General features: G+C 32.4%; 20 protein-coding genes. 9 read left to right on the plus strand and 11 right to left on the minus strand.

The genetic code is table 11. The features are described 5' to 3' along the window. Positions 1-196 precede the first annotated feature (196 nt). The 3 genes from DMB71_RS03355 to DMB71_RS03365 all read right to left on the minus strand — a co-directional run bounded on the left by DMB71_RS03355 (position 197) and on the right by DMB71_RS03365 (position 3910). The gene (locus DMB71_RS03355) at positions 197-2686 is read right to left on the minus strand and encodes a DUF5686 and carboxypeptidase regulatory-like domain-containing protein (RefSeq protein WP_111363688.1); all 2490 of its coding nucleotides are present in this window, start codon (positions 2684-2686) and stop codon (positions 197-199) included. A gap of 126 nt (positions 2687-2812) precedes the next feature. Next, positions 2813-3226, minus strand: a complete 414-nt coding sequence (gene aroQ / locus DMB71_RS03360) for a type II 3-dehydroquinate dehydratase (protein WP_111363690.1) — start codon at positions 3224-3226, stop codon at positions 2813-2815. Between the two features lie 123 nt (positions 3227-3349). Then, positions 3350-3910 (minus strand): porin family protein, encoded by a 561-nt coding sequence (locus DMB71_RS03365; RefSeq protein ID WP_111363692.1) that lies wholly within the window; start codon positions 3908-3910, stop codon positions 3350-3352. A gap of 291 nt (positions 3911-4201) precedes the next feature. Here DMB71_RS03365 and DMB71_RS03370 point away from each other — a divergent pair, with 291 nt between their 5' ends. The 5 genes from DMB71_RS03370 to DMB71_RS03390 all read left to right on the plus strand — a co-directional run bounded on the left by DMB71_RS03370 (position 4202) and on the right by DMB71_RS03390 (position 8807). After that, positions 4202-4708 (plus strand): porin family protein, encoded by a 507-nt coding sequence (locus tag DMB71_RS03370; protein WP_111363694.1) that lies wholly within the window; start codon positions 4202-4204, stop codon positions 4706-4708. 201 nt (positions 4709-4909) lie between these two features. Beyond that, entirely contained in the window at positions 4910-5491 is a 582-nt protein-coding gene (locus tag DMB71_RS03375) for a porin family protein (RefSeq protein ID WP_111363696.1), read from the plus strand. Between the two features lie 157 nt (positions 5492-5648). Further along, positions 5649-6155, plus strand: coding sequence for an outer membrane protein (locus tag DMB71_RS03380; protein ID WP_111363698.1), 507 nt, complete (start codon positions 5649-5651; stop codon positions 6153-6155). A gap of 80 nt (positions 6156-6235) precedes the next feature. Next, a complete protein-coding gene (gene xerD / locus DMB71_RS03385) occupies positions 6236-7132 on the plus strand; it encodes a site-specific tyrosine recombinase XerD (RefSeq protein ID WP_111363700.1) in 897 nt (298 codons plus the stop codon). A 154-nt stretch (positions 7133-7286) separates the two neighbouring features. Then, positions 7287-8807 (plus strand): sensor histidine kinase, encoded by a 1521-nt coding sequence (locus DMB71_RS03390; protein ID WP_111363702.1) that lies wholly within the window; start codon positions 7287-7289, stop codon positions 8805-8807. A gap of 72 nt (positions 8808-8879) precedes the next feature. Here DMB71_RS03390 and rny read toward each other — a convergent pair whose 3' ends face one another. The 3 genes from rny to DMB71_RS03405 all read right to left on the minus strand — a co-directional run bounded on the left by rny (position 8880) and on the right by DMB71_RS03405 (position 11237). Further along, the gene (rny, locus tag DMB71_RS03395) at positions 8880-10439 is read right to left on the minus strand and encodes a ribonuclease Y (RefSeq protein WP_111363704.1); all 1560 of its coding nucleotides are present in this window, start codon (positions 10437-10439) and stop codon (positions 8880-8882) included. Positions 10440-10648: 209 nt separating this feature from the next. Further along, on the minus strand, positions 10649-10942 hold the full coding sequence (locus DMB71_RS03400; RefSeq protein WP_111363706.1) for a cell division protein ZapA: 294 nt from the start codon (positions 10940-10942) through the stop codon (positions 10649-10651). Between the two features lie 4 nt (positions 10943-10946). Continuing rightward, positions 10947-11237, minus strand: a complete 291-nt coding sequence (locus DMB71_RS03405) for a hypothetical protein (protein WP_111363708.1) — start codon at positions 11235-11237, stop codon at positions 10947-10949. 181 nt (positions 11238-11418) lie between these two features. Here DMB71_RS03405 and DMB71_RS03410 point away from each other — a divergent pair, with 181 nt between their 5' ends. The 3 genes from DMB71_RS03410 (at position 11419) to DMB71_RS03420 (ending at position 16389) form a co-directional block, all read left to right on the plus strand. Further along, positions 11419-13101 carry a M23 family metallopeptidase gene (locus DMB71_RS03410; RefSeq protein WP_111363710.1) on the plus strand — a complete coding sequence of 561 codons (1683 nt, stop codon included), beginning with the start codon at positions 11419-11421 and terminating at the stop codon, positions 13099-13101. A gap of 12 nt (positions 13102-13113) precedes the next feature. Further along, positions 13114-15579 carry a TonB-dependent receptor gene (locus DMB71_RS03415; protein ID WP_111363712.1) on the plus strand — a complete coding sequence of 822 codons (2466 nt, stop codon included), beginning with the start codon at positions 13114-13116 and terminating at the stop codon, positions 15577-15579. Between the two features lie 90 nt (positions 15580-15669). Next, on the plus strand, positions 15670-16389 hold the full coding sequence (locus tag DMB71_RS03420; protein ID WP_111363714.1) for a CREC-EF hand family protein: 720 nt from the start codon (positions 15670-15672) through the stop codon (positions 16387-16389). A 203-nt stretch (positions 16390-16592) separates the two neighbouring features. Here the strand turns inward: DMB71_RS03420 and DMB71_RS03425 are convergent, their stop codons facing one another. The 5 genes from DMB71_RS03425 to DMB71_RS03445 form a co-directional block, all read right to left on the minus strand. Next, positions 16593-17294 (minus strand): DUF2971 domain-containing protein, encoded by a 702-nt coding sequence (locus DMB71_RS03425; protein WP_111363716.1) that lies wholly within the window; start codon positions 17292-17294, stop codon positions 16593-16595. 127 nt (positions 17295-17421) lie between these two features. Further along, the gene (locus DMB71_RS03430) at positions 17422-19251 is read right to left on the minus strand and encodes an ABC transporter ATP-binding protein (RefSeq protein WP_111363718.1); all 1830 of its coding nucleotides are present in this window, start codon (positions 19249-19251) and stop codon (positions 17422-17424) included. A gap of 230 nt (positions 19252-19481) precedes the next feature. Next, a complete protein-coding gene (locus tag DMB71_RS03435; RefSeq protein WP_111363720.1) occupies positions 19482-21209 on the minus strand; it encodes a phospho-sugar mutase in 1728 nt (575 codons plus the stop codon). 113 nt (positions 21210-21322) lie between these two features. Beyond that, positions 21323-22279, minus strand: a complete 957-nt coding sequence (locus DMB71_RS03440) for a glycosyltransferase family 2 protein (protein ID WP_111363722.1) — start codon at positions 22277-22279, stop codon at positions 21323-21325. Between the two features lie 8 nt (positions 22280-22287). After that, positions 22288-22818 (minus strand): DUF4199 domain-containing protein, encoded by a 531-nt coding sequence (locus DMB71_RS03445; protein ID WP_111363724.1) that lies wholly within the window; start codon positions 22816-22818, stop codon positions 22288-22290. A gap of 248 nt (positions 22819-23066) precedes the next feature. On the opposite strand from DMB71_RS03445, the gene DMB71_RS03450 reads away from it, so the two are divergent. Next, the gene (locus DMB71_RS03450) at positions 23067-23321 is read left to right on the plus strand and encodes a type B 50S ribosomal protein L31 (RefSeq protein ID WP_111363726.1); all 255 of its coding nucleotides are present in this window, start codon (positions 23067-23069) and stop codon (positions 23319-23321) included. The last annotated feature ends 149 nt before the right edge of the window (positions 23322-23470 follow it).

Raw genomic sequence — 23470 nt, forward strand, 5'->3', positions numbered from 1 at the left:
CAAAGTTGCAAAGGTTCAAAGTTGCAAAGGTTTTTTCACTGAAACTTTTATTAAAGATTGAAATAAAAAAATCCGTTTATTATAAGTAATAAACGGATTTTTTTTGTTTGATATATTTTTGAGTTCCAGCGAAGTAAAGAATCCGCAAGGTGTTTCAGCTTTGAACCTCTGAGCCTTTGCAACTTTGAACCTTAGCTTAATCCAACGCATTTAAGATTTTCAAGCCAAAAACTACTCCGTTTTGCTGAATGCCGCCTTGGTAAGAATGCACATAATCGATTCGGAATAATTTGAATTTTCCAAAACCTAGATTGTCTAAACCAACCGTAAATTCAGAATAGGGTTTTCGATCAGGAATCGCTAAAGCGTGAAAACCAAGATTCATAGTCGATTTCAAAAGATTTAGCAGCGGAATTTTATTCATAATAAAACCAGTGTCGTTATACTCGGTGTGCATTTCAAAATAACTATCGTTTGTGCTGTTAGAATAATAAGGCATCATATTAAAAACGTTCAAATAGCGATCACTTGTTCCGATGTGAGTTTGATTTCCGTTGAAATGTCTATAATCAATAAATGAGATGTTTTCTGCATTAAAGAATTTTCCTCCTCTAAAATTGGTTCCTAAAAGACCTTTGTTGCCAAGTGATAAGTCATATTGAACAGAAGCGCCAATTCTTTCATATTCATATTTTTTTTCGCTTGCTGCGAAAGCTTTTTCAAATGCAAGATAAACCGTTGGATATTTGTCATTTTTGATATTGAATCTTCCGTCAGGTCTTGAGATGTATTTACTTCCAAAATTGATTCTTGTTGTTACAAGAGCTTTAAACAAATGATGCTGATCAAATGCTGGAGTTGTAAAATCGTTTGGCGCTAAAGGATTATTAGACGAATAAATATCATCTTTTTTAAAGAAAGAATAATCAGTTGTATTAAAAAGCGGTTTTCGCTGTTCGTAACCAATTTTTCCCGTAAGATTTATTCCATTTGCAATATCTTGTCCGTAATTGATTTCTACAAATTCTAGGTTATACAGCTTCATGTAATTGTCTTTAAAAAATAAAGAGCTTATAGAATTGACAAACTTACTAATAGGCTCCGCACTATTAAACTGAGCTGTTTTTGCACCACCAGAGCCCCAAATTGTAGCATAATTTATAGTGTTGAAACGATGGCTGAATTGGCCAATTGCACGAAAACGTTCGTCAGAAAAGCCATAATTGAAAGTGGTGCTTATAGAAGTGTTTGTTCCTTTTTCTTCATCCCATTTTCTGAAAGAAAAACCAGAATCCAGATTGAAACCCTGAACAGTATTAAAACTCAAAGAAGTAATATTTAAAAGGCCTTTATAATCAAAAGAATATTTTTTAAATGTGTTTTTGTAATCATAACCCATTAATATATCCCAAACCTTAAACTTGTTGTTTTTAGCATCAATAGAATCAGTATATTTTTTTGATTTTCTAATAGTCTGCAAACTGTCTTTTTTAGCATAATCATTACTTTCTTCAAGTGTTAACGGAATTGGCCGAATTTCATTCCAAAAAGCATCCTCTTTTTTATTGGCATTAAGTTCAAAAGCAACAATTTCATTTCCGAAAGTTTTCTTGTCAAAAGAATCGGGAAATTCATAATTCGAATAAACGTAATTGAAGTTTCCAGAGAATTTTACTCCAAAAATGCCCGCGTTAAAAGAAAGCGTCTGAGCATTCTTAGACCAGATTTTGTTTTTGGTGTTATAACTAAAACTCTGTTTTAAAGTCATCACTTCTGTAAATTCATTTTTCATTCGATATCCTTTAATGTCGAGATCAATGGCATAGATTGCAAAACTGTCATCTACAATATAAATGTAGCCTTCAAAAACAGGTTCTTTATCTCGTTTCGGAATAACTTTGATTTTATTAATCTGCTGATTATTGTCGTCATAAAATGTACTTTCCAATTTATATTTATAATAATTGAAAGCATTGTCGGCAATAGGAGAGATGAGTTTTACATCAAAATCTAATGTATTGTCATAAAAATCGTAAGTAGATAAGGCAGCCGTATTATAACTATAACCGCGATTGTTTCCTGAAATTTTAGAAGCGATGATTTTTTCTTTTAGTTTATCTGGTTTTTCAAAAGTCACTTTCGAAATCGTCTCAGATAAATACAGAATCCCTGTTCCTGTAGAATCTAAATTTGAAGCCATATCATCACCTAGATCTACTTTTTTGCCAAGGATTTTTTTAGGAAGATCTTTAACCTTAAACATTCCTTTCGAATAAAAATCGGCTGTATATCTTCCAGTTTTATCTGAGTTTTCCTTTTTATTTGCTATTGCACTTTTTATAATAGCATTTGCAGGATTATTTTTAGGATCAATGATCACTTCGTTCAATGCAAAACTTTCTTCTTGCAGGCTAACATCCATATTAACTATTCTTGTTGCGGCAAGAACCGTTATCTTTTTAGTTTTATACCCTAAATATTGAAAAGTGATGACGTTTCCTCCAATTTCTTTTACGTTAAGCTGATATTTTCCCTGTTCGTTTGTGGTTGTTCCAGCATAGGTGTTTTCTTCAAAAACGGATACAAATGGCAACGGATTTCCTTTGTCATCTGTTACAGTTCCTCTGATTTGAGCAAAATTAGAAAGCGAAAAAAATAAAAAGGCAAGTAAAGTATAGTTTCTCATACAAATGTGGTATATCTTACAAAAATATAATAAGTTAAATCTGAGCTTATTAATAATTTGTTAAATTGAATGAGAGAGTTTATCATTCTGAGAGAAGTAGTTGTCTTCGCTCAGAATGACAATATGCTATAAAAAAGACTGAACAGCTAATTCGTAACTTTTTAGGCCAAATCCTAAAATAACGCCTTTTGCATTTCCAGATAAATACGATTGATGTCTAAAGCTTTCGCGTGCATAAGTGTTTGAAATATGAACCTCAATTACTGGTGTGGTAACGGCTTTCATGGCATCACCCAAGCCTATAGAAGTGTGGGTATAAGCACCAGCATTCAGAATAATTCCATCAAAAGTAAAACCAACTTCTTGGATTTTACCAATCAGTTCGCCTTCAATATTGCTTTGATAATAAGAAAGTTCAATGTTTGGGAATTTTTGCTTCAACGTTTCAAAATAGTCTTCAAAAGTCTGGCTTCCGTAAACTTCAGGTTCACGTTTCCCTAAAAGATTCAAATTTGGTCCGTTGATGATGCAGATTTTCATATGTGTTTTTATTTTGAGATATTGACATTGCTATTGATTTTTGCAATTGTCATTGAACTTTGTAAAAATAAAAAAACCGCACTAATAATTAGAGCGGTTTTTATAAAAGTATGTGATATTCTTTTAGAACATGTATCCAGCTGAAAGTTGGAATACAGAGTTTTTGAAATCAGCTTTATCTGAAATTTCTGTTAAGCCAATGCCGTAACGAGCCTGAACAAAAAGACCTCCAACCACTTTTAATCCTAAACCTGCATTAAGAGAAAAGTCAAAAGTCTTTGGATCTGCAACATCAAATTCTTTTTTATTGCTAACAAGAAATGATGCCTGTGGACCAAGTTCTAAGCTAAGAGATTTAGTCATATAGATTTTTGCCATTACGGGAATAGCAATATATCCCATTTCATTTTTAAACTCTGAAACAGCATTTTTATAAGTTGCTCCTTGAGTAGTATATAAAAGCTCTGGTTGAATTGAGAATTTTTCTAATAATTTAAGTTCTGCGACAAGACCTGCATGGTAGCTTGTAATACCATCTTTGTCTACAGAAATTCCATTAAAGTCAGAACCTCCTGTTTGGTTAGCGAAGTTAACCCCTGCTTTGACCCCGATTTGTACAAATTGTGCGTTTACTGCCGCTGATGTTGCAATGAACATTACAGCTGCTAAAAGTATTTTCTTCATAAAAAGGTTTTTAAAAATTGGTATTTTAAAATGTTATTTAAAGTTCAAAACTACATATTTAGGATTTTATTGCCTTATAATTTGGATTAAATAATTACTAAAATTCCCACTCAAAATGCTTTTTCTTGTCTAAAAAACGTCCTTTTTTATTTTAAATATTTGATTTTCAATCAGTCTCTATTGACTTTATTTTTGTCTTATTTTAATACTTTTTAAACTTATTGAGATGCATGTTTTGTAAGTCTAATCTTAGTTTTGTGAAGTATTAATCGAATAATATTTTAAAAAATTATGAAAAAAATTGTTTTAGCTGCTATTGCAGTACTATCTTTTGGATGGGCTAATGCTCAAGAACAAACAGCAAAAGGAAAATGGTTAATTGAAGCTAATACTGGTTTTGGCTCTGGTGTTGGAAGTACTAGTTTTGGTTTAGCATCAGCGGATGGTGAAACTCAATGGAACATTGGTGCAGAAGGTGGATACTTTTTAGCTGATAATCTAGCGGTGAAAGTTGGTTTAGGATATGGTGATGAAGGTCACGATTCAAGCACTTTCGCTTATAAACTAGGGGCTAAGTATTATTTGGCAAATAAATTTCCATTAGAACTTTCTTATAATGGCGTTAGTTACAAAGGAGCTGACGAAAATCCTTCTTACCTTGGTTTACAAGGAGGTTATGCATGGTTTATTGGGAAAAATGTTTCTGTTGAACCAGGAGTTCGTTATAATGTTTCATTGAATGATGATTATTATAAAAGTGTATTCCAATTCAATGTTGGTTTCGCTTTACACTTCTAATATTTAGTTAATAGTGTTTTTTTGAGAGCCTTTCCAGAAATGGAAAGGCTTTTGCTTTTATTAGTTTTAAATTTCCAGCTAATTCATGTTGTCTTAACAATTAGTGTAATAGTTACTATTTTATTTGTTAAATTCCTAATATACATTTATGAAGAATATTTTTATATTTGACCCAATTAATTTAACCCAAAACAAATTAGAATGAAAAAAATTATTTTATCTGCCATTGCAATTATGGCTTTTGCATTCACTAATGCACAGTCAACAAGATTTGGAGTAAAAGGAGGTCTTAACATTTCAAGTATTGTTGGAGGAGATGTAGACAATAGTAAATCATTAGTAGGATTTCATATTGGTGGTTTAGCAGAAATCCATGTAGTTGAAAAGTTTTTTATTCAGCCTGAGCTTTTATTCTCTGCTCAAGGAGCTAAATTTGATGGACCTTTTGGATCTGACGCAGACTTAAAATTAAATTATTTAAACATTCCAGTATTAGCAAAATATTACATTGTTGACAAGAAGTTTAGTGTAGAAGCTGGTCCACAACTGGGTATTTTATTATCAGCTAAATCAGATGGAGAAGATTTCAAAGATTATACAAGATCAACAGATTTAGGCTTTAATTTAGGAGCTGGTTATGATTTTACTGAAAATTTCTTTGTAGGTCTTCGTTACACTATCGGTTTGTCTCCTATTTCTGATAGAGATATTGATGATTCAGAAGATTACTATGATAGCGCAAAAAATGGTAATTTTCAGATTTCTTTAGGTTATAAATTCTAATTGAAATTTAAAATATTTAAAGAACCTTCCTGTAATGGAAGGTTTTTTTATGGCCCTAAATCTTTTAAAATAAATCCTATTTTATTTGTTAAATTAAAGTGATGTTTATTGAGTATATTTTTATATTTGGCTAAACTATTTAATCAAAACAAATAAAATGAAGAAATTTTTTTTATCTGCGATTGCAGTTATGGCATTTGGTTTTGCAAATGCACAAGATGGAAACTTTAAGGTTGGAGCTCACGCCGGTGTCGTTCTAGGTGATTTAAAAGATTCCTATTCTGCGAATTTAGGTATTGATGTTGCATATCTGTGGAATGTTACTGATAAATTTAGCGTTGGTGCAACTACAGGTTATACCGCTTATGTTCCTAAATCTGATAATTATGATTATGGGAATGTATCATACAGAATCAAAAGTCCTAATGCTGGTTTTGTTCCATTAGCAGCAACTGCACAATACTCGATAACAGATAATTTGTTTGTTGGTGCTGATTTAGGTTATGCAGTTTATGCATCAAGCGGTAGTGGAAATGGAGGAGTTTTGTATCAGCCTAAATTTGGTTATCAGAATGAAAAAATTGAATTGTTTGCTTCTTATAAAGGAATATCTGATGATGCTACTCTATCTTCTTTAAATATTGGATTTAATTATAAATTCTAATTTGAATTTTAAAATATTTGAAAAACCTTCCTTTTTTAAGGAAGGTTTTTTTATGCCAAAAAATTACTTACTTTGTACATATGAATTGGAGCAGATATATAAAAGATTATCAGTCATACTTGAGGATTGAGAGAGGTTTGTCTAAAAATACAATAGAAAACTATGGCTTTGATATCGAGCGTTTATGTCTTTTTTTGGAAACCAATCAGATTGATGTTTCTCCTATAAAAATTTCCGATGAAACTTTACAGCAGTTTATTTATTCGGTAGCTAAGGAGGTAAATCCGAGATCACAGGCAAGGATTATTTCTGGACTTAAAAGTTTTTTTAATTATCTGGTTTTTGAAGATTATAGAAATGATAATCCTTTAGAATTAATTGAAGCTCCAAAAACAGGCCGTAAATTGCCAGATACTTTATCACTTCAGGAAATTGATGCCCTTATTGAAACAATCGATTTAAGTACTAATGAAGGCGAGAGAAACAGAGCAATGCTCGAAACTTTGTATGGTTGCGGATTACGTGTTTCTGAATTGATTACACTTAAAATTTCAGATCTTTTTTTTGATGAAGGCTTTATTAAAATTACGGGTAAAGGAAATAAGGAAAGGTTTGTTCCAATAGGCTCATTGACTCAAAAATATATCGATATTTATAAAAATGCGGTACGTTCAAATCTCAATATTAAAAAAGGAGCTGAAGACACTTTGTTTTTGAATCGACGTGGGAATCAATTGACTCGTGCAATGGTTTTTACTATCATTAAAGATCTTGCTCAAAAAATGGGACTTAAAAAAAGTATTAGTCCGCATACTTTGAGACATTCTTTTGCGACTCATCTACTTGAAAATGGCGCTGACTTGAGATCAATTCAATTAATGCTTGGTCATGAATCTATTACAACAACTGAAATTTATGTGCATTTGGATCGCAGTTTCTTAAAAGAAGTAATGTATAGTTTTCATCCTAGAAAATAAATTATTTTTACATATAGTTATGTTTTTGTTGTTTAAATTTATTATATTGTGTTAAATTTTTGTTTAAAATAAAGTAAAAAGTAGTAAAAACTGAGTTTTGTTTTTTGCTTTTCTGAATAAGTTCGAATATCTTATTTACAAAAAATAGTAGTATATGGTTTTTGATTTATATGGAAATGAAGATTGCTTAGAGGTAAATAATTTTTATAAAAAATTGTTGGCCGAAATGCCTGACCTGCTTTTTCAGTTTGTTATTGATACTGATAATAATTACACATTTCCTCTTGTAAGCAAATCGGCAGATGAAATATTTGAACTTTCTTCGGAGGATTTTAATAATGATATTAAGTTTATAGTTTACGATCGAATTTTACCGCAGGATCGTGAACTTTTTTTTCAGTCTTTAGTCAAAGCAAGAAAAGAAATAAAACCTTGGGAAATTGAATTTAGAGCTACTCTTCCTAAAAAAGGAATTCGATGGTTTAAAATTGCAGCAAAAACAGAATCTGCGACAAATGAAAATGTAATTTTTTATGGTCATGTTTCGGATATTACTGAACTAAAAGATAAAGAAGAAAAGCTTAGAATTTCTGAAGAGCGTTTTCAGTTTGCCCTAGATGCTTCCACAGCTGGAATTTGGGATTGGGATATGGTAACAAATAGGGTTTTTTATTCTTCTCTCTCTCTTAAAATTTTAGAGCTAGAATCGGCTGATATTTTTGATGATCCAGAACGATGGGATAAAATTGTGCATCCAGATGATCTTCCAAAATATTATTCAGACATACATGAACATTTTGATAATAAAATTCCGTTTTACGAAAATTATCATCGTGTAATGACTTCTAGCGGTAATTATAAATGGATTTTGGATCGTGGAAAAGTAATTAAACGTGATGAAAATGGAAAGCCTTTGCGTGTGATTGGGACGCATACAGATGTTTCGGCTCAGAAAGAAAAAGAGCTGGAGCTTATGAAAACAATGAAGCTTTATAGCGATCAAAATAGCCGTTTATTGAATTTTTCGCATATTGTTTCTCATAATTTAAATACACAAGCTGGAAATATTAAATCTATCTTAGATCTTATTGATGCAGATGTTAGTAAGCAAACGGTAACAGAAATGCTGGAATATTTGCGTACTGTTTCTAATGATTTGAATGAGACTATTTTAAATCTTACCCAAATTGTAAAAACACAGAGTAATATCAATATTGCAGTTGTTCCATTAAAACTTTGCGAGTATATCGAGAAAACTATTTCGACTATTAAAGGATATCATCAACAGCGAAAGGTTACTATTATAAACAATGTTCCGAAGTATTTAACGATTAATTTTAATCCGGCTTATATGGAAAGTGTTTTGTTGAATTTTACAACAAACGCGATTAAATATGCGCATCCTGATCGAGATCCCGTAATTACTTTTGATTTTGCAATTGAACCTGAAGGTTATAAATCGCTTAAAATTACAGATAATGGTCTAGGAATTGATTTGAAAATTTATGGTGACTTATTATTCGGGATGTATAAAACTTTTCATAAGCATGAAGAAGCTAGAGGTATTGGCTTATACATTACAAGAAATCAAATTGAGGCAATGAAAGGAACGGTTGAAGTAGAAAGTGAAGTAGGAGTAGGAACAAGTTTTAAAATCATTTTTAATGATATGTAGACGTTTTGGATACTAGAAAAAAAATAAAGGCTGTCAGTTGACAGCCTTTATTTTTTATGTATACTCCTTAGATTATTTAGCAATGTTTACAGCTCTTGTTTCTCTAATAACTGTAACTTTTACCTGTCCAGGATAAGTCATCTCTGTTTGAATTTTTTGTGAAATTTCGAAAGATAAGTTTGCTGCATTGTCATCAGAAACTTTTTCACTCTCCACAATTACACGAAGCTCTCTACCAGCTTGGATTGCATAAGCATTTTTAACTCCGCTGAATCCGTAAGCTACGTCTTCAAGATCTTTCAAACGTTGGATATAAGAATCAAGAACCTGACGTCTAGCACCTGGTCTAGCTCCAGAAATAGCATCACAAACTTGGATAATTGGAGATAATAAAGATTTCATTTCAATCTCGTCGTGGTGTGCTCCAATTGCGTTGCATACTTCTTCTTTCTCGCCGTATTTCTCAGCCCATTGCATACCTAAAAGAGCGTGTGGCAAATCACTTTCTGTATCTGGCACTTTTCCGATATCGTGAAGTAAACCAGCTCTTTTTGCCAATTTAACGTTCAGTCCTAATTCTGCAGCCATAATTCCGCAAAGTTTAGAAACCTCTCTCGAGTGCTGTAATAAGTTTTGTCCGTAAGAAGAACGGTATTTCATTCTACCTACAACTTTAATTAATTCTGGGTGTAAACCGTGAATTCCTAAATCAATAACGGTACGTTTTCCAACTTCAATGATTTCGTCGTCGATTTGTTTTGCAGTTTTTGCAACAACTTCTTCAATACGCGCTGGGTGAATACGTCCGTCAGTTACTAATTTGTGCAAAGACAAACGAGCAATTTCTCTACGAACAGGATCGAAACAAGAAAGGATAATTGCTTCTGGTGTGTCGTCAACAATGATTTCAACTCCAGTTGCAGCTTCAAGAGCTCTAATGTTACGTCCTTCACGACCGATAATTCTACCTTTTACATCGTCAGATTCAATGTTGAAAACAGAAACGCAATTTTCTACCGCTTCTTCCGTTCCAACTCTTTGGATCGTATTAATAATGATTTTTTTAGCTTCTTGCTGTGCAGTCAATTTTGCCTCTTCAATAGTTTCTTGAATATGAGACATTGCTTTTGTTTTAGCTTCAGCTTTTAAGCCTTCTACCAATTGTTCTTTTGCTTCTTCGGCAGAAAGACCAGAGATTACTTCTAATTGCTGTAATTGACTTTTGTGAAGTTTATCTACTTCAGCTTGTTTTTTGTCTAAAACTTCAATTTTATTATTGTATTCGGCTGTTTTAGCTTCAAAATCTTCGTTTATTTTTTTTGCTTTAGAAAGTTCATTAGAAACTTGAGATTCTTTATCGCGAACGCGTTTTTCTACTTCAGCAACTTTTTTATCACGTGCTAAAATAACTTGTTCGTGTTCTGATTTAAGTTCGATAAAACGCTCTTTTGCTTGAAGAATTTTATCTTTTTTGATATTTTCTGCTTCTAAATTAGCATCTTTTAAGATAGAAGCTGCTTCTTTTTTAGCGTTTTTAATTAGGTTTGAAATATTACTTTTCTCGATAATTTTAGCTATTGCAAATCCTGCCGCAATACCTACAATACCAATAATGATCGTTATGATGTCCATGTTTGTTAGGGTTTATATATAAAAAAAGCCTACATTAATTGCTTGTATAAACTCGTAAAGACAAGTTTTGAGCTAACTCACTGTTCAAGTTTCCCAGCCAAAAGGAGGGCATACTATAGTAGCGACGATTTGCTCATTCTAAATTGTTAGTGTTGAGTTTACCAAATGTGAACTAATGTAGGCAGTATCTTAGTTTCTGTAAAGAACGTTTAATTTTCGAGATATTGATCTAAAAGCGTATTTAATCTTTTAATTCTTTCGATAGTTTCTTCTCCATCGATTGCATTATCAATCTGTTTTTGTTCTACTTGCGATGCAAATTGTAGTGCACACATGGCTAGAACATCTTGTTTGTCACGAACCGCGTAATTTTCTTCGAACTGCTTGATCATGGTATCAATTTTTTTAGAAGCACTTCTAAGTCCTTCTTCCTGAGCGGGTTCAACCGTAAGTGGGTAAACGCGGTCGGCAATTGATATTTTAATTCTAAGCTTTCCGTCCATGTTATTAATCTGATAGTTGCGCTATGCAGTAATCGATTTCGCGAATTAATGAATTTATTTTAAGCTTTGTCTCTCTCTTGTTATTGTCGCTGCCAAGCAACGAATTGGCTATCTTAAGTGTTTCATTTTGCTTCTTCAAAGCTTCCATTTCCTCAGATTGTTTCTGGATAATTTGCGCAGCTTTGGCTAGTTCTAATCGTAGTGCTTGATTGTTTTGTTCAAAGGCTTTTGATTTTTCAAAAAGCTTTTCAACTTTATATTCAAGAGTATCAATTATTTCTGCAATTACACTCATTATACATCCTATTCATTACTTAATCCTACAAAGTTAATATTCCTTTTTATTAATGCAATTTTTTATCGATTTTTTTGCATTATTTTAGATAAATATATTGTAATTCAATTAATTGGGTTTTTGAAGCTTTTTTCTTGCTTTTATTGGCTTATTTTTGCTTATCTTAGCAAAAATGTTGTTTATGAGATTATATGTACTTGCCCTTTTAATTTGTAATTCTGTGTTTGCTCAAACACAATATCCTAAAGATTATTTCCGTCCTCCATTAGATATTCCAATGCAACTTTCCGGTAATTTTGGAGAGTTAAGACCTAATCATTTTCATGCTGGTTTTGATTTAAAAACGAATCAAAAAGAAGGATTGAGTGTGCATGCAATTGCGGATGGATATGTTTCACGAATTAAAATTTCGACTTTTGGAAACGGAAAATGTATTTATATAACACATCCAAATGGTTACACTTCAGTTTACGGACATTTGCAAACGCCAACTGGCGCAATTTTAGACTATGTGAAAAAAACACATTACAAAGAAAAAGCCTATGAGATTGAAATGTTTCCAAAACCAGGCGAGCTTCCAGTTGTAAAAGGAGATATAATTGGGCTTTCAGGAAATACAGGTTCGTCAGAAGGGCCACATCTTCATTTTGAAATAAGAGATACAAAAACGGAGTTTGTTATCAATCCGATTTTCTTTGGCTTTGACCAAAATTTAAAAGATACCAAAAAGCCAACTTTATCTAGTTTATATGTTTATCCTTTGGATAATGCTACTGTCAACCAGTCTAAGCAGCCTTTATTGGTTAATATGGCATTTCAAAAAGACGGTACTTATTTGGCATCTAAAATTAAAGCAAACGGAAAAATTGGTTTCGGAATTAATGCTGTTGATACTGATGATGTTTCACATAACAGAAATGGAGTTTTTAATGTTTCGACTTTTTTAAACGGAAATCAGAATTATAATTATCAGTTTAATACGTATTCTTTTGATGAAATGCGCTACATCAACGCCTTGATTGATTATCCTCGTTATAAAAAATCGGGACAGCGCGTGCAGAAACTTTTTATGAAAACGCCATTTGCGTTAAGCATTATCAAAACAGATTCTCTTCGCGGGATTGTAAAAGCAGAACCTAATTTAACTTCAAGTTATAAAATTGAGGTTTCAGATTATTTTGGAAATATGAATTCTATTACGGTTCCAATTGAGTTTGATGCTGCAACACCACTTGTAGAAGCAGAACCAACAAACGGGCAGTATTTCATCAAGTATAATAGAGATGCCAATTTTGAGAAAGATAATATGTCAGTTTTCTTTCCAGCTGGAACTTTCTACGATGATTTTAATATGGATTTTGATGTGAGAAATAGCAAAATTTATATTCACGACGATACAGTCCCTGTACATTCAAATTTTACGATTACCATAAAAGACGATACTTATCCAGAATCGTTAAGAGATAAACTTTATATTGGCAAAGGAACAAGTTATAATGGAACAGTCAGAAAAGGAGATGTTTTTACTGCAAAAGCAAAAATATTGGGCACTTACGGTTTGGTTCTCGATACGATTCCGCCAGTTGTTAAAATTGCAAAACCAATTGAAGGTAAATGGATTAGCGATCAAAAGAAAATTGACCTTACGATAAGTGATTCTTTGTCTGGAATAAAATCTTATAATGGATATTTGAACGGAAGCTGGGTTTTGTTTGAATACGAAAATAAAGCCAGAAGAATTACGCATACTTTTGATGATCAATATTTGGCAGAAGGTGAAAACGTATTAAAAGTTGAAGTTGTTGATAATGTAGGAAATACTACTATCTTTGAAACTCGTTTTTTTAGAAGTCAACAAAAATAAAACCCAAAATCTTTGAGTTACAACAAGTTTACATTCGCTTTTCTTTTTTTATTTCTCAGCTGTATTGCTTTAGCTCAAAATGCTAGTATTAAAGGGCTAATTTTAGATGTAGATAAACATCCTGTTGCGGGCGTAAATATTTCTTCGCAAGATATTACAGCGCAATCTGATGCAAATGGTTTTTACGAAATAGTAATTCCGTCAAACAAAAAAGTTTCTCTTATTTTTACTCACGTTTCATTAAAAATGATGAGTTTGACGGTTAGTTTAAAAACAAACGAAGTTTTTGTTTTTAATCCGATTATGAGTAATTCTGAAGAACAGATGGGAGAAGTTTTTGTTTCTTCTGGAAATAGAAAACGTGTTCAAGGAATAACTTCTGTTGATACTGAAACCATAAAAAAGATTCCGGGTGCCAATGCAGGAATCGAAAATATTCTGAAAACGCTTCCTGGCGTTAATTCAAATAATGAATTAAGTACACAATACATGGTTCGTGGCGGAAATTATGATGAAAATCTAGTTTATGTAAACGAAGTAGAAGTATATCGTCCGTTTTTAATTCGTTCAGGACAGCAGGAAGGATTAAGTTTTACCAATACAGATTTGGTTCAAAATGTTGAATTTTCTGCTGGTGGATTTCAAGCGAAGTTTGGAGACAAATTATCTTCTGTTTTAGATATTACGTATCGTAAGCCAACTCAATTCGGTGCTGCTTTTGAAGCCAGTTTTCTAGGAGGAAGCGCTGCAGTAGATTTGGTTTCTAAAAATAAAAAATGGTCAGCTGTAACAGGAGTTCGTTATAGAAATAATAGCCTTTTAGTAAATAGTCAAGATACAGAGACGAACTATAAACCAACTTTTGCTGATATTCAGACGAATATAAATTATGATATTTCTGAAAAATGGCAAATGAGCTTTTTAGGAAATATTTCTCAGAACAAATATTCGTATGAGCCTTTAGTGCGCCAGACGAATTTTGGAACAGCAGATCAGCCAATGGCGCTTGCGGTTTATTATGACGGACAGGAAAAAGATCAATACGATACTTATTTTGGTGCTTTAAAAACAACTTATAAAGCATCGCCAACGCTTACTTTAAAATTAATAGGATCTTTATTTCATACCACAGAACAAGAACATTTTGATATTCTGGCGCAATACCGTTTGGGCAATGTAAATGCTGAAGATTCAGAAAATGCATCTGCAGTTGATTTTACTCGCGGAATTGGTTCTCAGCTAAACCACGCCCGAAATGATTTGGATGCCCTAATTGCAAATATTGAGCTGAAAGGAATTAAAGACTGGAAAGAAAGTCAGCTGGAATTTGGTTTAAAATATACGAGAGAATCTATTCGAGATCGAGTAGTGGAGTGGGAAGTTATTGATTCAGCAGGATTTTCTATAAATCCGCCTTTAGTTATTCTTCCAAAAAACAATGAACCTTACGCGCCTTATACAGGGCCGCTTTTGCCCTATCAAAATATCCGAGCGACCAATTTTAATACTATAAATAGATTTTCGGGTTATGCACAATGGAATAAGCAGTCAGAAATTGGCTCAAGTCAGATCTGGTATCATTTAGGAGCGCGTTTTCAAGGCTGGAATGTTGCGGGAGCTTTAGAAGAAGGAAAAACACAGTTTGTCGTAAGTCCGCGCGCGCAATTTGCTATAAAGCCAGATTGGGATCGCGATATGGTTTTCAGGATTTCGGGAGGATTGTATCATCAGCCGCCGTTTTACAGAGAATTACGAGATTTAAATGGTGTTGTGAATCCGAATGTGAAAGCTCAGGAAGCCATTCATGTGGTTTTAGGAAATGATTATAATTTTAAAATGTGGAATCGTCCTTTTAAATGGGTGACAGAACTGTATTATAAATCACTTTCAGATGTAAATGTGTATTCGATAGATAATGTCCGTATTCGTTATGTGGCGAATAATAATGCAAAAGCGTACGCGCAAGGTTTGGATTTTAGATTAAATGGCGAATTTGTTCCAGGAACAGAATCTTGGGTAAGTTTTGGATATATGAAAACCGAAGAAAATTACGAAAACAAAGGTTATATTGCCCGTCCAACAGATCAGCGTTTGAAATTTGCGATGCTGTTTCAGGATTATATGCCGAATATTCCAAGTGTGAAGGTGTATTTGAATTTGGTTTATAATACAGGTTTGCCTGGAGGTGCGCCAGCATATTCTGATCCGTATTTATATCAAAACCGATTGAATGATTATAGAAGAGCAGATATTGGTTTTGCAAAGGTTTTTGTAGATGCTAGTACACAAAACACAAAAAAAGGTTGGCTGAAAAACTTTAAAGAATTGGCTGTTGGATTGGAAATTTTTAATCTTTTCAACAATCAAAATGCTATTACCAATACTTGGGTTCGTGATGTGTATTCAAAAAATCAATATGCGATTCCAAATTATATGACTTCGAGGGTTTTTAACGTTAAGATAAATGCGAGGTTGTAGTACTGCTTCGGAATTGTTCAGTAAAATTCAATAAAAACAAAAATTACAATCAAAAATAGTATATTTGATAATCGTATATAATCATTGTAGATGAAAAAGTATTTTAAATATATCGCCTTTTTACTTATCGGAACAGTTATAAGCTGTAGAGAAGAAGTTCAAAAACCAAAAGTAAGTTATGGCGCTTCAAACAAAGTAAGTGTTACTAAAGCCGATACAACTCAAATTGAAATTGCCGATTTGCCAATTCAAATGGAAGGAACAAGCTATTTAATTCATCCGGTTGGAGATCTAAGGGTTTTTGAAAGGGGTTCTAAAGCGCGTTATGGTTCTTCAAGCGTAAATGATGTAAGCTTTACGATTTCTAATTTGGGCGAATATGAAATTACAGGATACCTTCAGAATTTAAAATTCCAAAAAGTAGATTCAGATTCTATCCGACCTTTATCAGATAAACCAGTTTTGATTTTAACAGCAACTTTTCTAAAAACGGTTGCAGACAGAACGCATAATAACGTGATGGTTTATACGCTTACGGATTCAGATACCAATAAAGATGGTAAAATAGATACGAGCGATATTAAAACTTTATACTTAAGTGATATTAGTGGAGAAAATTTTACCAAAGTTTCTGCAGACCTTCAAGAGTTGGTAGATTGGAGTTTAATTGAATCTAAAAACCGTTTGTATTTTAGAACTATTGAGGATACAAATCAAAATGGACAGTTTGATAAAAATGATGTTTTGCATTACAATTATATAGATTTGGCTTCTAAAAAATGGGAAGTGAAAAGTTATAAACCTATTTAAAAGGTTCTGAGGTTCTGTGATGCTAAGGTTCTAAGTTTTTTGCAACAGATTAAAAGGATTAGAAGGATTTTTTAATTCTTTATAAATATAAAGAGAGGAATAGAAAATTTTAATTTCTATTCCTCTTTTCTTTTTAGCACAATATAAAATCATTTTAATCCTTTTAATCTGTGGCAAGAAAAAAACTCAGAATCTTAGCAGCTTCAAATTAATATATCACTTTCCAGGTCAGATTTTTCAATTTCAAAACCAAAACCAAGACGCTCCACCAATTCGATAACCAGTTTTTTGTACCAGTTTTCAGATTTTGGGTGAATGTATATTTTTTCGATCAATTGATTGATGTCGACATTGATCTTTAATCCGTCGTTTAATTTGATGTCACTTTTTGAAGTGTCACTTAGAATACGGACTTCTCTTTCGTATTGAAAACTTTTTCTTTTAAATAGAAATGGAAAGAATAAATCATCAAACGGAATGTATTCTTTTTTGTAGTCAATGTAATTTACTTCGCCAATATACTGGTCAAAATTATTTTCAGGTCTCACAGCTTTTTGCAGTCTTTTAATAGTAGATTGAATAGCTAAACCTTCATTGTTTTTGGTGAAAATCTGCCACATGGCAAAAGATTCATATTCGTTGATATGCCAGCTGCTAATGGCTACTTTTTCGCGATGCGTTTTGTAGTAGTTTAAGAACTCGGGATTATCTACTGCAAGTTTTTTAATCTCTTCATAAGTGGGTTCGCTAAAAGTACCTTCGTATTGGTCTTCAAACTTGTCTGAACGTGACATAAAAAGTTTCTTCGAAAGCAGTAAATCTAGAAATTTAGATAAGTCAAGATATTTCCAAACAATAGTATCAGGATCGTCAGGAAGTTTTATGTTGGGGTTGTTAAGATACATTTTCTGAAAGAATTAAATTTCAATCTTTAACTATCCTAAAGTTATAAAAATAAACACAGATTAAAGAAATTAAACTGAGTTTTAATATTTCCTTAATCTGTGTTAGATTATTTGTTATACGAGAGTCTTATGATTCGAAAGACTGCATGGTAACCAATTTATTGTAAGTTCCGTTGTGAGCAATCAGTTCTTCATGAGTTCCCTGTTCAACGATTTTTCCTTTTTGCATTACCACAATCACATCTGCTTTTTGAATTGTAGAAAGACGGTGTGCAATTACGATTGATGTTCTGTTTTGCATCATGTTTTCAAGAGCAACTTGAACAAATTTTTCGCTTTCTGTATCTAATGCAGATGTCGCCTCATCCAAAATCATAATTGGTGGATTTTTAAGAACGGCACGGGCAATAGATAAACGTTGTTTTTGACCTCCAGAAAGTTTGTTTCCGCTGTCTCCGATATTAGTATAAATTCCTTGTGGAAGGTCTTTTACAAATTCATAAGCATTCGCAATTTTAAGCGCTTCGATAATTTCGTCATCGGTAGCGTCTAATTTTCCTAAAGAAATATTGGCTTTGATAGTATCATTAAATAAAATGCTATCCTGAGTGACCAATCCCATTAAGCTGCGAAGCGATTGCAGATTCATGTCTTTAATGTTGATTCCGTCAATAGAAATAGAGCCGTCGTTAACATCGTAAAAACGAGTCAATAAATTGGCAATAGTACTTTTTCCACTTCCAGATTGACCAACAAGCGCAACAGTTTGTCCTTTTTTGATTTGAAGAGAAAAATTTTTTAAAACCGTTTCGTCTTCGTATTTAAAGTTTACATTTTGAACTGAGATATTATCATCAAAAGTTGTTTTTTCAACAGCATTTTCTTTAGAAGTAATCGTGTTTTCTTGTTCTAGAATTTCAAGAACACGTTCTGCAGCTGCATTTCCTCTTTTTACTCCGTAAGAAGCTTTAGAAATGGCTTTTGCAGGAGTTAGAATGTTATACGCTAATCCCATATAAGCAATAAATGCAGCGCCTTCTAAAGTTTTATCAATCAAAACCATCTGACCTCCGTACCAAAGCAAAATCGCAATGACCGTAATTCCCATAAATTCACTCGCTGGTGAAGCTAGGTTTTGACGATTTCCAATGCTATTTGATAAAGTGAAAAAGCGGTCTGTCGAATTTTGAAAAACGTTATTAAAGTAATTTTCAGCATTGTATCCTTTTACAACTTTTAATCCTCCAATTGTTTCTTCGATAGTAGAAAGGAATTTTCCTTGTTCTTCTTGAGCTTTGGTAGACTGTTTCTTAAGCTGTTTTCCAATCAGTGAAATGATATATCCAGAAACAGGAATAAAGATGAAAACAAACAAAGTCAGTTTGGCGCTAATGACAAGCATAGCGATGATCGTAAAAATAATCGTTAAAGGCTCTTTTATGATGAGCTCTAAGATTGCTAAAAAGGAGTTTTGGACCTCATTTACATCAGCTGAAATTCTAGAAATTACATCTCCTTTTCTTTTTTCAGAATAAAAAGCCAAAGGAAGTTCTAATGTTTTTTTGTACAATGCATTCCTCATGTCTTTCAAAACACCATTTCTCAAGAAATTAATGAAAAACATTGCTAAATAATCGGCTAGATTTTTTAGTAAAAAGATTGAGATAATTATGGCAACCATTATAGATAGCACATATCCAGCTTCGTGAGTTCCTTTTGAAGTTGTAATATAGTAGCTTAGGTAATTTTCGCCATATTCCTTAATGTCCAAAATTCCTGTGTATAAAGGTTTTTCATAGTTTTCTTTGGTTTTGTCAAATAAAACTTGAAGCATTGGTATTAAGGCAATGAATGAAAGTGTGCTGAAAAGCGCATATAAAATATTGAAAAAGATATTTAAGAATGCGTATCTTTTATATGGGTATATAAAAGGAATTATTTTTTTGAAATTACTCATTTATTTTTGGATGTTTTTTTCTGCTTGGTTATGGTCGTTTGAGTTTTGGCTAGTGAATTTTTTCTGCACAAAATTAATCCAATTGGATTGTTTTCAATTTCTTTTTAGTTTTTTTTATAAAAAAAACTCTGATTTTGCATCTTCTAAGAAATGCAAATCAGAGTTTTACTATTTGACTCCTTGTTTTTAAATACTATTTGCAAATGGCAATACTTTCAAAAAAGGTTTATTTAATTCAACTGCATGTCTGCAATAATGTTTTGAATTTTTTGATCTAAGAAACTTTCTGCCTCATCAAAATCAGAAACCGATTCGATTTCAGCATTTACACTAATGTAGAATTTAATTTTTGGTTCAGTTCCGCTTGGTCTCGCACAAATTTTAGAACCATCTTCTGTATAATAAATCAATACATTTGACTTCGGAATATCCATTGTTGATTCAGAACCGTCTAATAGATTTAAAGCGATAGATGATTGATAATCTTCAACCATAATAACTCTTTGTCCGTTAATTTCTTTCAAAGGATTTTCTCGTAAATCAATCATCATTTGGTTGATTTCTTGTAAGCCTTCCATTCCTTTTTTAGTTAAAGAAACTAAGAATTCTTTGTAGAAGCCATTTTCAACATAAAGCTGTAAAAGTTCTTTGTAAACAGAGCTTCCTGCTGCTTTAGCTTGAGCGGCAACTTCGCATATTAATAAGGTAGCAGCAACAGCATCTTTGTCTCTAACAGCATCGCCAACCATAAATCCGAAACTTTCTTCACCACCTCCAATAAATTCAAGTTCAGGAAAATCTTTGATCATTTTTGCGATCCATTTAAATCCTGTTAATCCAACTTTGCACTCCACACCGTAGCTTGTTGCCAATTCCATCATCATTGGAGTTGAAACGATTGTTGAACCTACGAATTGTTTTCCGTTAAGTTTACCTGCTTTTTTCCATTGTTTCAATAAGAAAGAAGTCATTAAAACCATAGTTTGGTTTCCGTTCAATAAAATCATTTTGCCGTCATTGTTACGAACAGCAACTCCTAAACGGTCGCAGTCAGGATCTGTTCCTACTACAATATCAGAATTTGTTTTGTCTGCCAACGCCAAAGCCATTGTTAAAGCTTCTGGCTCTTCCGGATTTGGTGATTTTACTGTTGGGAAATCTCCATCTGGTACAGCCTGTTCTGGAACAATATGAACATTTTTATACCCAGCTTGCGATAAAACATCTGGGATTGATTTTATAGAAGTTCCGTGCAATGAAGTAAAAACAATGTGAAGGTTGTCTTTGGCCTCAGCCGGAGTATTAAAACTTGCATTTTCGATAGACGATTTTATAAATGCTTTGTCAAGTTCTGTATCAATGTACTGAATCAAACTTTCGTTTGCGTTAAATTTGATTTTGTCATAGCCTAAACTTTCAATAACATTTACAATTTCTTTGTCTTGCGGAGGAACAATTTGGCCTCCATCTTGCCAGTATACTTTGTAACCGTTATATTCTGGCGGATTGTGAGAAGCTGTTAAAACAATTCCGCATTGGCATTTTAAATATTTAAGAGCAAAAGATAATTCTGGAGTTGGTCTCAAATCAGAAAACAAATAAACCTGAATTCCATTTGCCGAGAAAACATCAGCTACGACTTTTGCTAAAGTATTGCTGTTATGACGGCAATCGTAAGCAATAACCACTTTTAAAGGTTCGTTTGGAAAAACTTTATGGAGGTAATCAGATAATCCTTGAGTGTTTTTTCCAAGTGTATATTTGTTGATTCTGTTATCGCCAACACCCATAACACCACGCATTCCTCCAGTTCCGAATTCTAAGTTTTTGTAAAAACTCTCTTCCAATTCTTTTGGAGAAGTGGTCATTAATTCTTTAACTGCAGCTTGCGTTTCCTTATCAAATGTTGGTGTTAACCATTCATTGACTGCGTTTAGTATATTTGGTGCGATATTCATTTTGATTTCGTTTTATGATTTATTTAAAAATAAATTTTTATTAAGGCTCAAAGGTGCTTTATGCAATAATTTTATGACTTAATTAAAAATATTTTAAAGACTATAATATTGTTTTAAAAATTAACCTCTCGTGCTACTTTATATCTTGCCTCATTGCTTTTTGTTCTTAGAATAATTTCTCCTAAGAAACCTGCTAAAAACAATTGAGTGCCAAGAATCATCGTAGTCAAAGCAATATAAAACCATGGATTGTTTGTAACCAAGCTGTATTTCATTCCTGTATACATATGGTATAGTTTAGAAATTCCAATGTAACCAGCAGATAAAAATCCGATAATAAACATTAAGGATCCTATGGCACCGAATAAGTGCATTGGTCTTTTTCCGAATCTTGATAAAAACCAAATGGTAATCAAATCCAGGAATCCGTTTATAAAACGCTCCATTCCAAACTTCGTTTCACCATATTTTCTTGCTTGGTGAATTACCACTTTTTCGCCAATTTTTCCAAACCCAGCATTTTTAGCTAAAACTGGAATATAACGGTGCATTTCACCAGAAACTTCAATGTTTTTTACCACAACATTTTTGTAGGCTTTCAATCCGCAGTTAAAATCATTCAATTCAACACCAGAAGTTTTTCTAGCTGCCCAGTTGAATAATTTTGAAGGAAGATTTTTTGCTACAACAGAATCGTAACGCTTCTTTTTCCAGCCAGAGACCAAATCGTATTTCTGAGCTGTAATCATTTCATACAATTCAGGAATTTCGTCTGGACTGTCTTGCAAGTCGGCATCCATAGTAATGATAACATCACCTTTTGCTTTTGCAAAACCAGCATGCAAAGCTTGAGATTTTCCGAAGTTTTTCATGAAACGAATTCCTTTTACATTTGGATTTTCGTTAGAGAAACCTTCAATAATCTGCCAAGAATTATCTGTACTACCATCATCTACAAAAATGATTTCATAAGAGTAATTGTTAGATTGCATCACTTTAATGATCCATGTATAGAGTTCTTTAAGTGATTCCTCCTCGTTTAGAAGCGGTATAAGTATAGATAAATTCATTTATATTTTTATTCTTGTGTAGATTTGCTTTTAAAAAATGCTGCGAAAATTAATCCGAAAATTGCGCTTACAACCATAGCAAAAACAGATCCTTTTAATAATTCAAAAGTAGAATACGGATTGCTTTCTTTCATTTTGGCAACAGCTTCGTTAATTGCTGAAGCTGGCGTACCAAATTTCTGCATCATACCAATAGTATATTTGATCATAATTTCGCTTAAAGTGTCTTTTGCACCTGGATCAATTAAATTAAATAATACAATGTTGAAAGTTGTAGATATTAAAATACCGATTACAGCAGCTATAAAATAAGTAGTAAAAGCATCTTTAAAAGGAAAAACACCGTTTAAATCTTTCTTAGTTTTAGAAAGTAAAATGATACTAATTGTAAGGCTTATTACGATTCCTAGTATTCCCATCCACCAAGCTGTAAACAGATTTAAATCAATAGCATAGATTGTAGCGGTAACCAAAGCCGATGCAATTCCGATCATTACACCATACGTAACTCCATTCTTTTTTATAACTTCATTAATCATATTTCGATATGTTTAAAATTAATCCACAAATATAGTAATTCCCACTATAATCGAATATAAAAAAAGCTTTTCGAAATAAACTAAAAAAAAGTAAGCTAACTGTTTGTTTATTAAAAAAGAATTGTAAATTTGCACACTCAAAAATAATTAAATTTTTAAACAAAAAAGAGTATTATTTGTTTACACCTTTTTCTAACCATGAAAAAGCTTCAAAATAAAAGTGCTCCAAACAATAAATAAAAGAAAAGATGAAAAAAGGAATTCACCCAGAAAATTACAGATTAGTTGCATTTAAAGACATGTCGAATGATGAGGTTTTTATCACTAAATCTACTGCAGATACAAGAGAAACAATTGAAGTTGACGGAGTTGAGTATCCAGTTGTAAAAATGGAGATTTCTAGAACATCTCACCCTTTTTATACTGGTAAATCTAAACTTATCGATACTGCAGGACGTATTGATAAATTCAAAACTAAATACGCTAAACACGCTAAAAAATAATAGCTGTTTTAAATTATACAAAAGCCTTTCAATTATGAAAGGCTTTTTTTATGTTTTTTTATTTGCCACGAATTCACGAATTATTCTCTTGTAAAGCTTATGTTTAAAGTATTTGTGAAATCATTAGTATGATGTTATTTGTATCAATT

Source organism: Flavobacterium tistrianum, assembly GCF_003254545.1.
Lineage (GTDB): Bacteria > Bacteroidota > Bacteroidia > Flavobacteriales > Flavobacteriaceae > Flavobacterium > Flavobacterium tistrianum.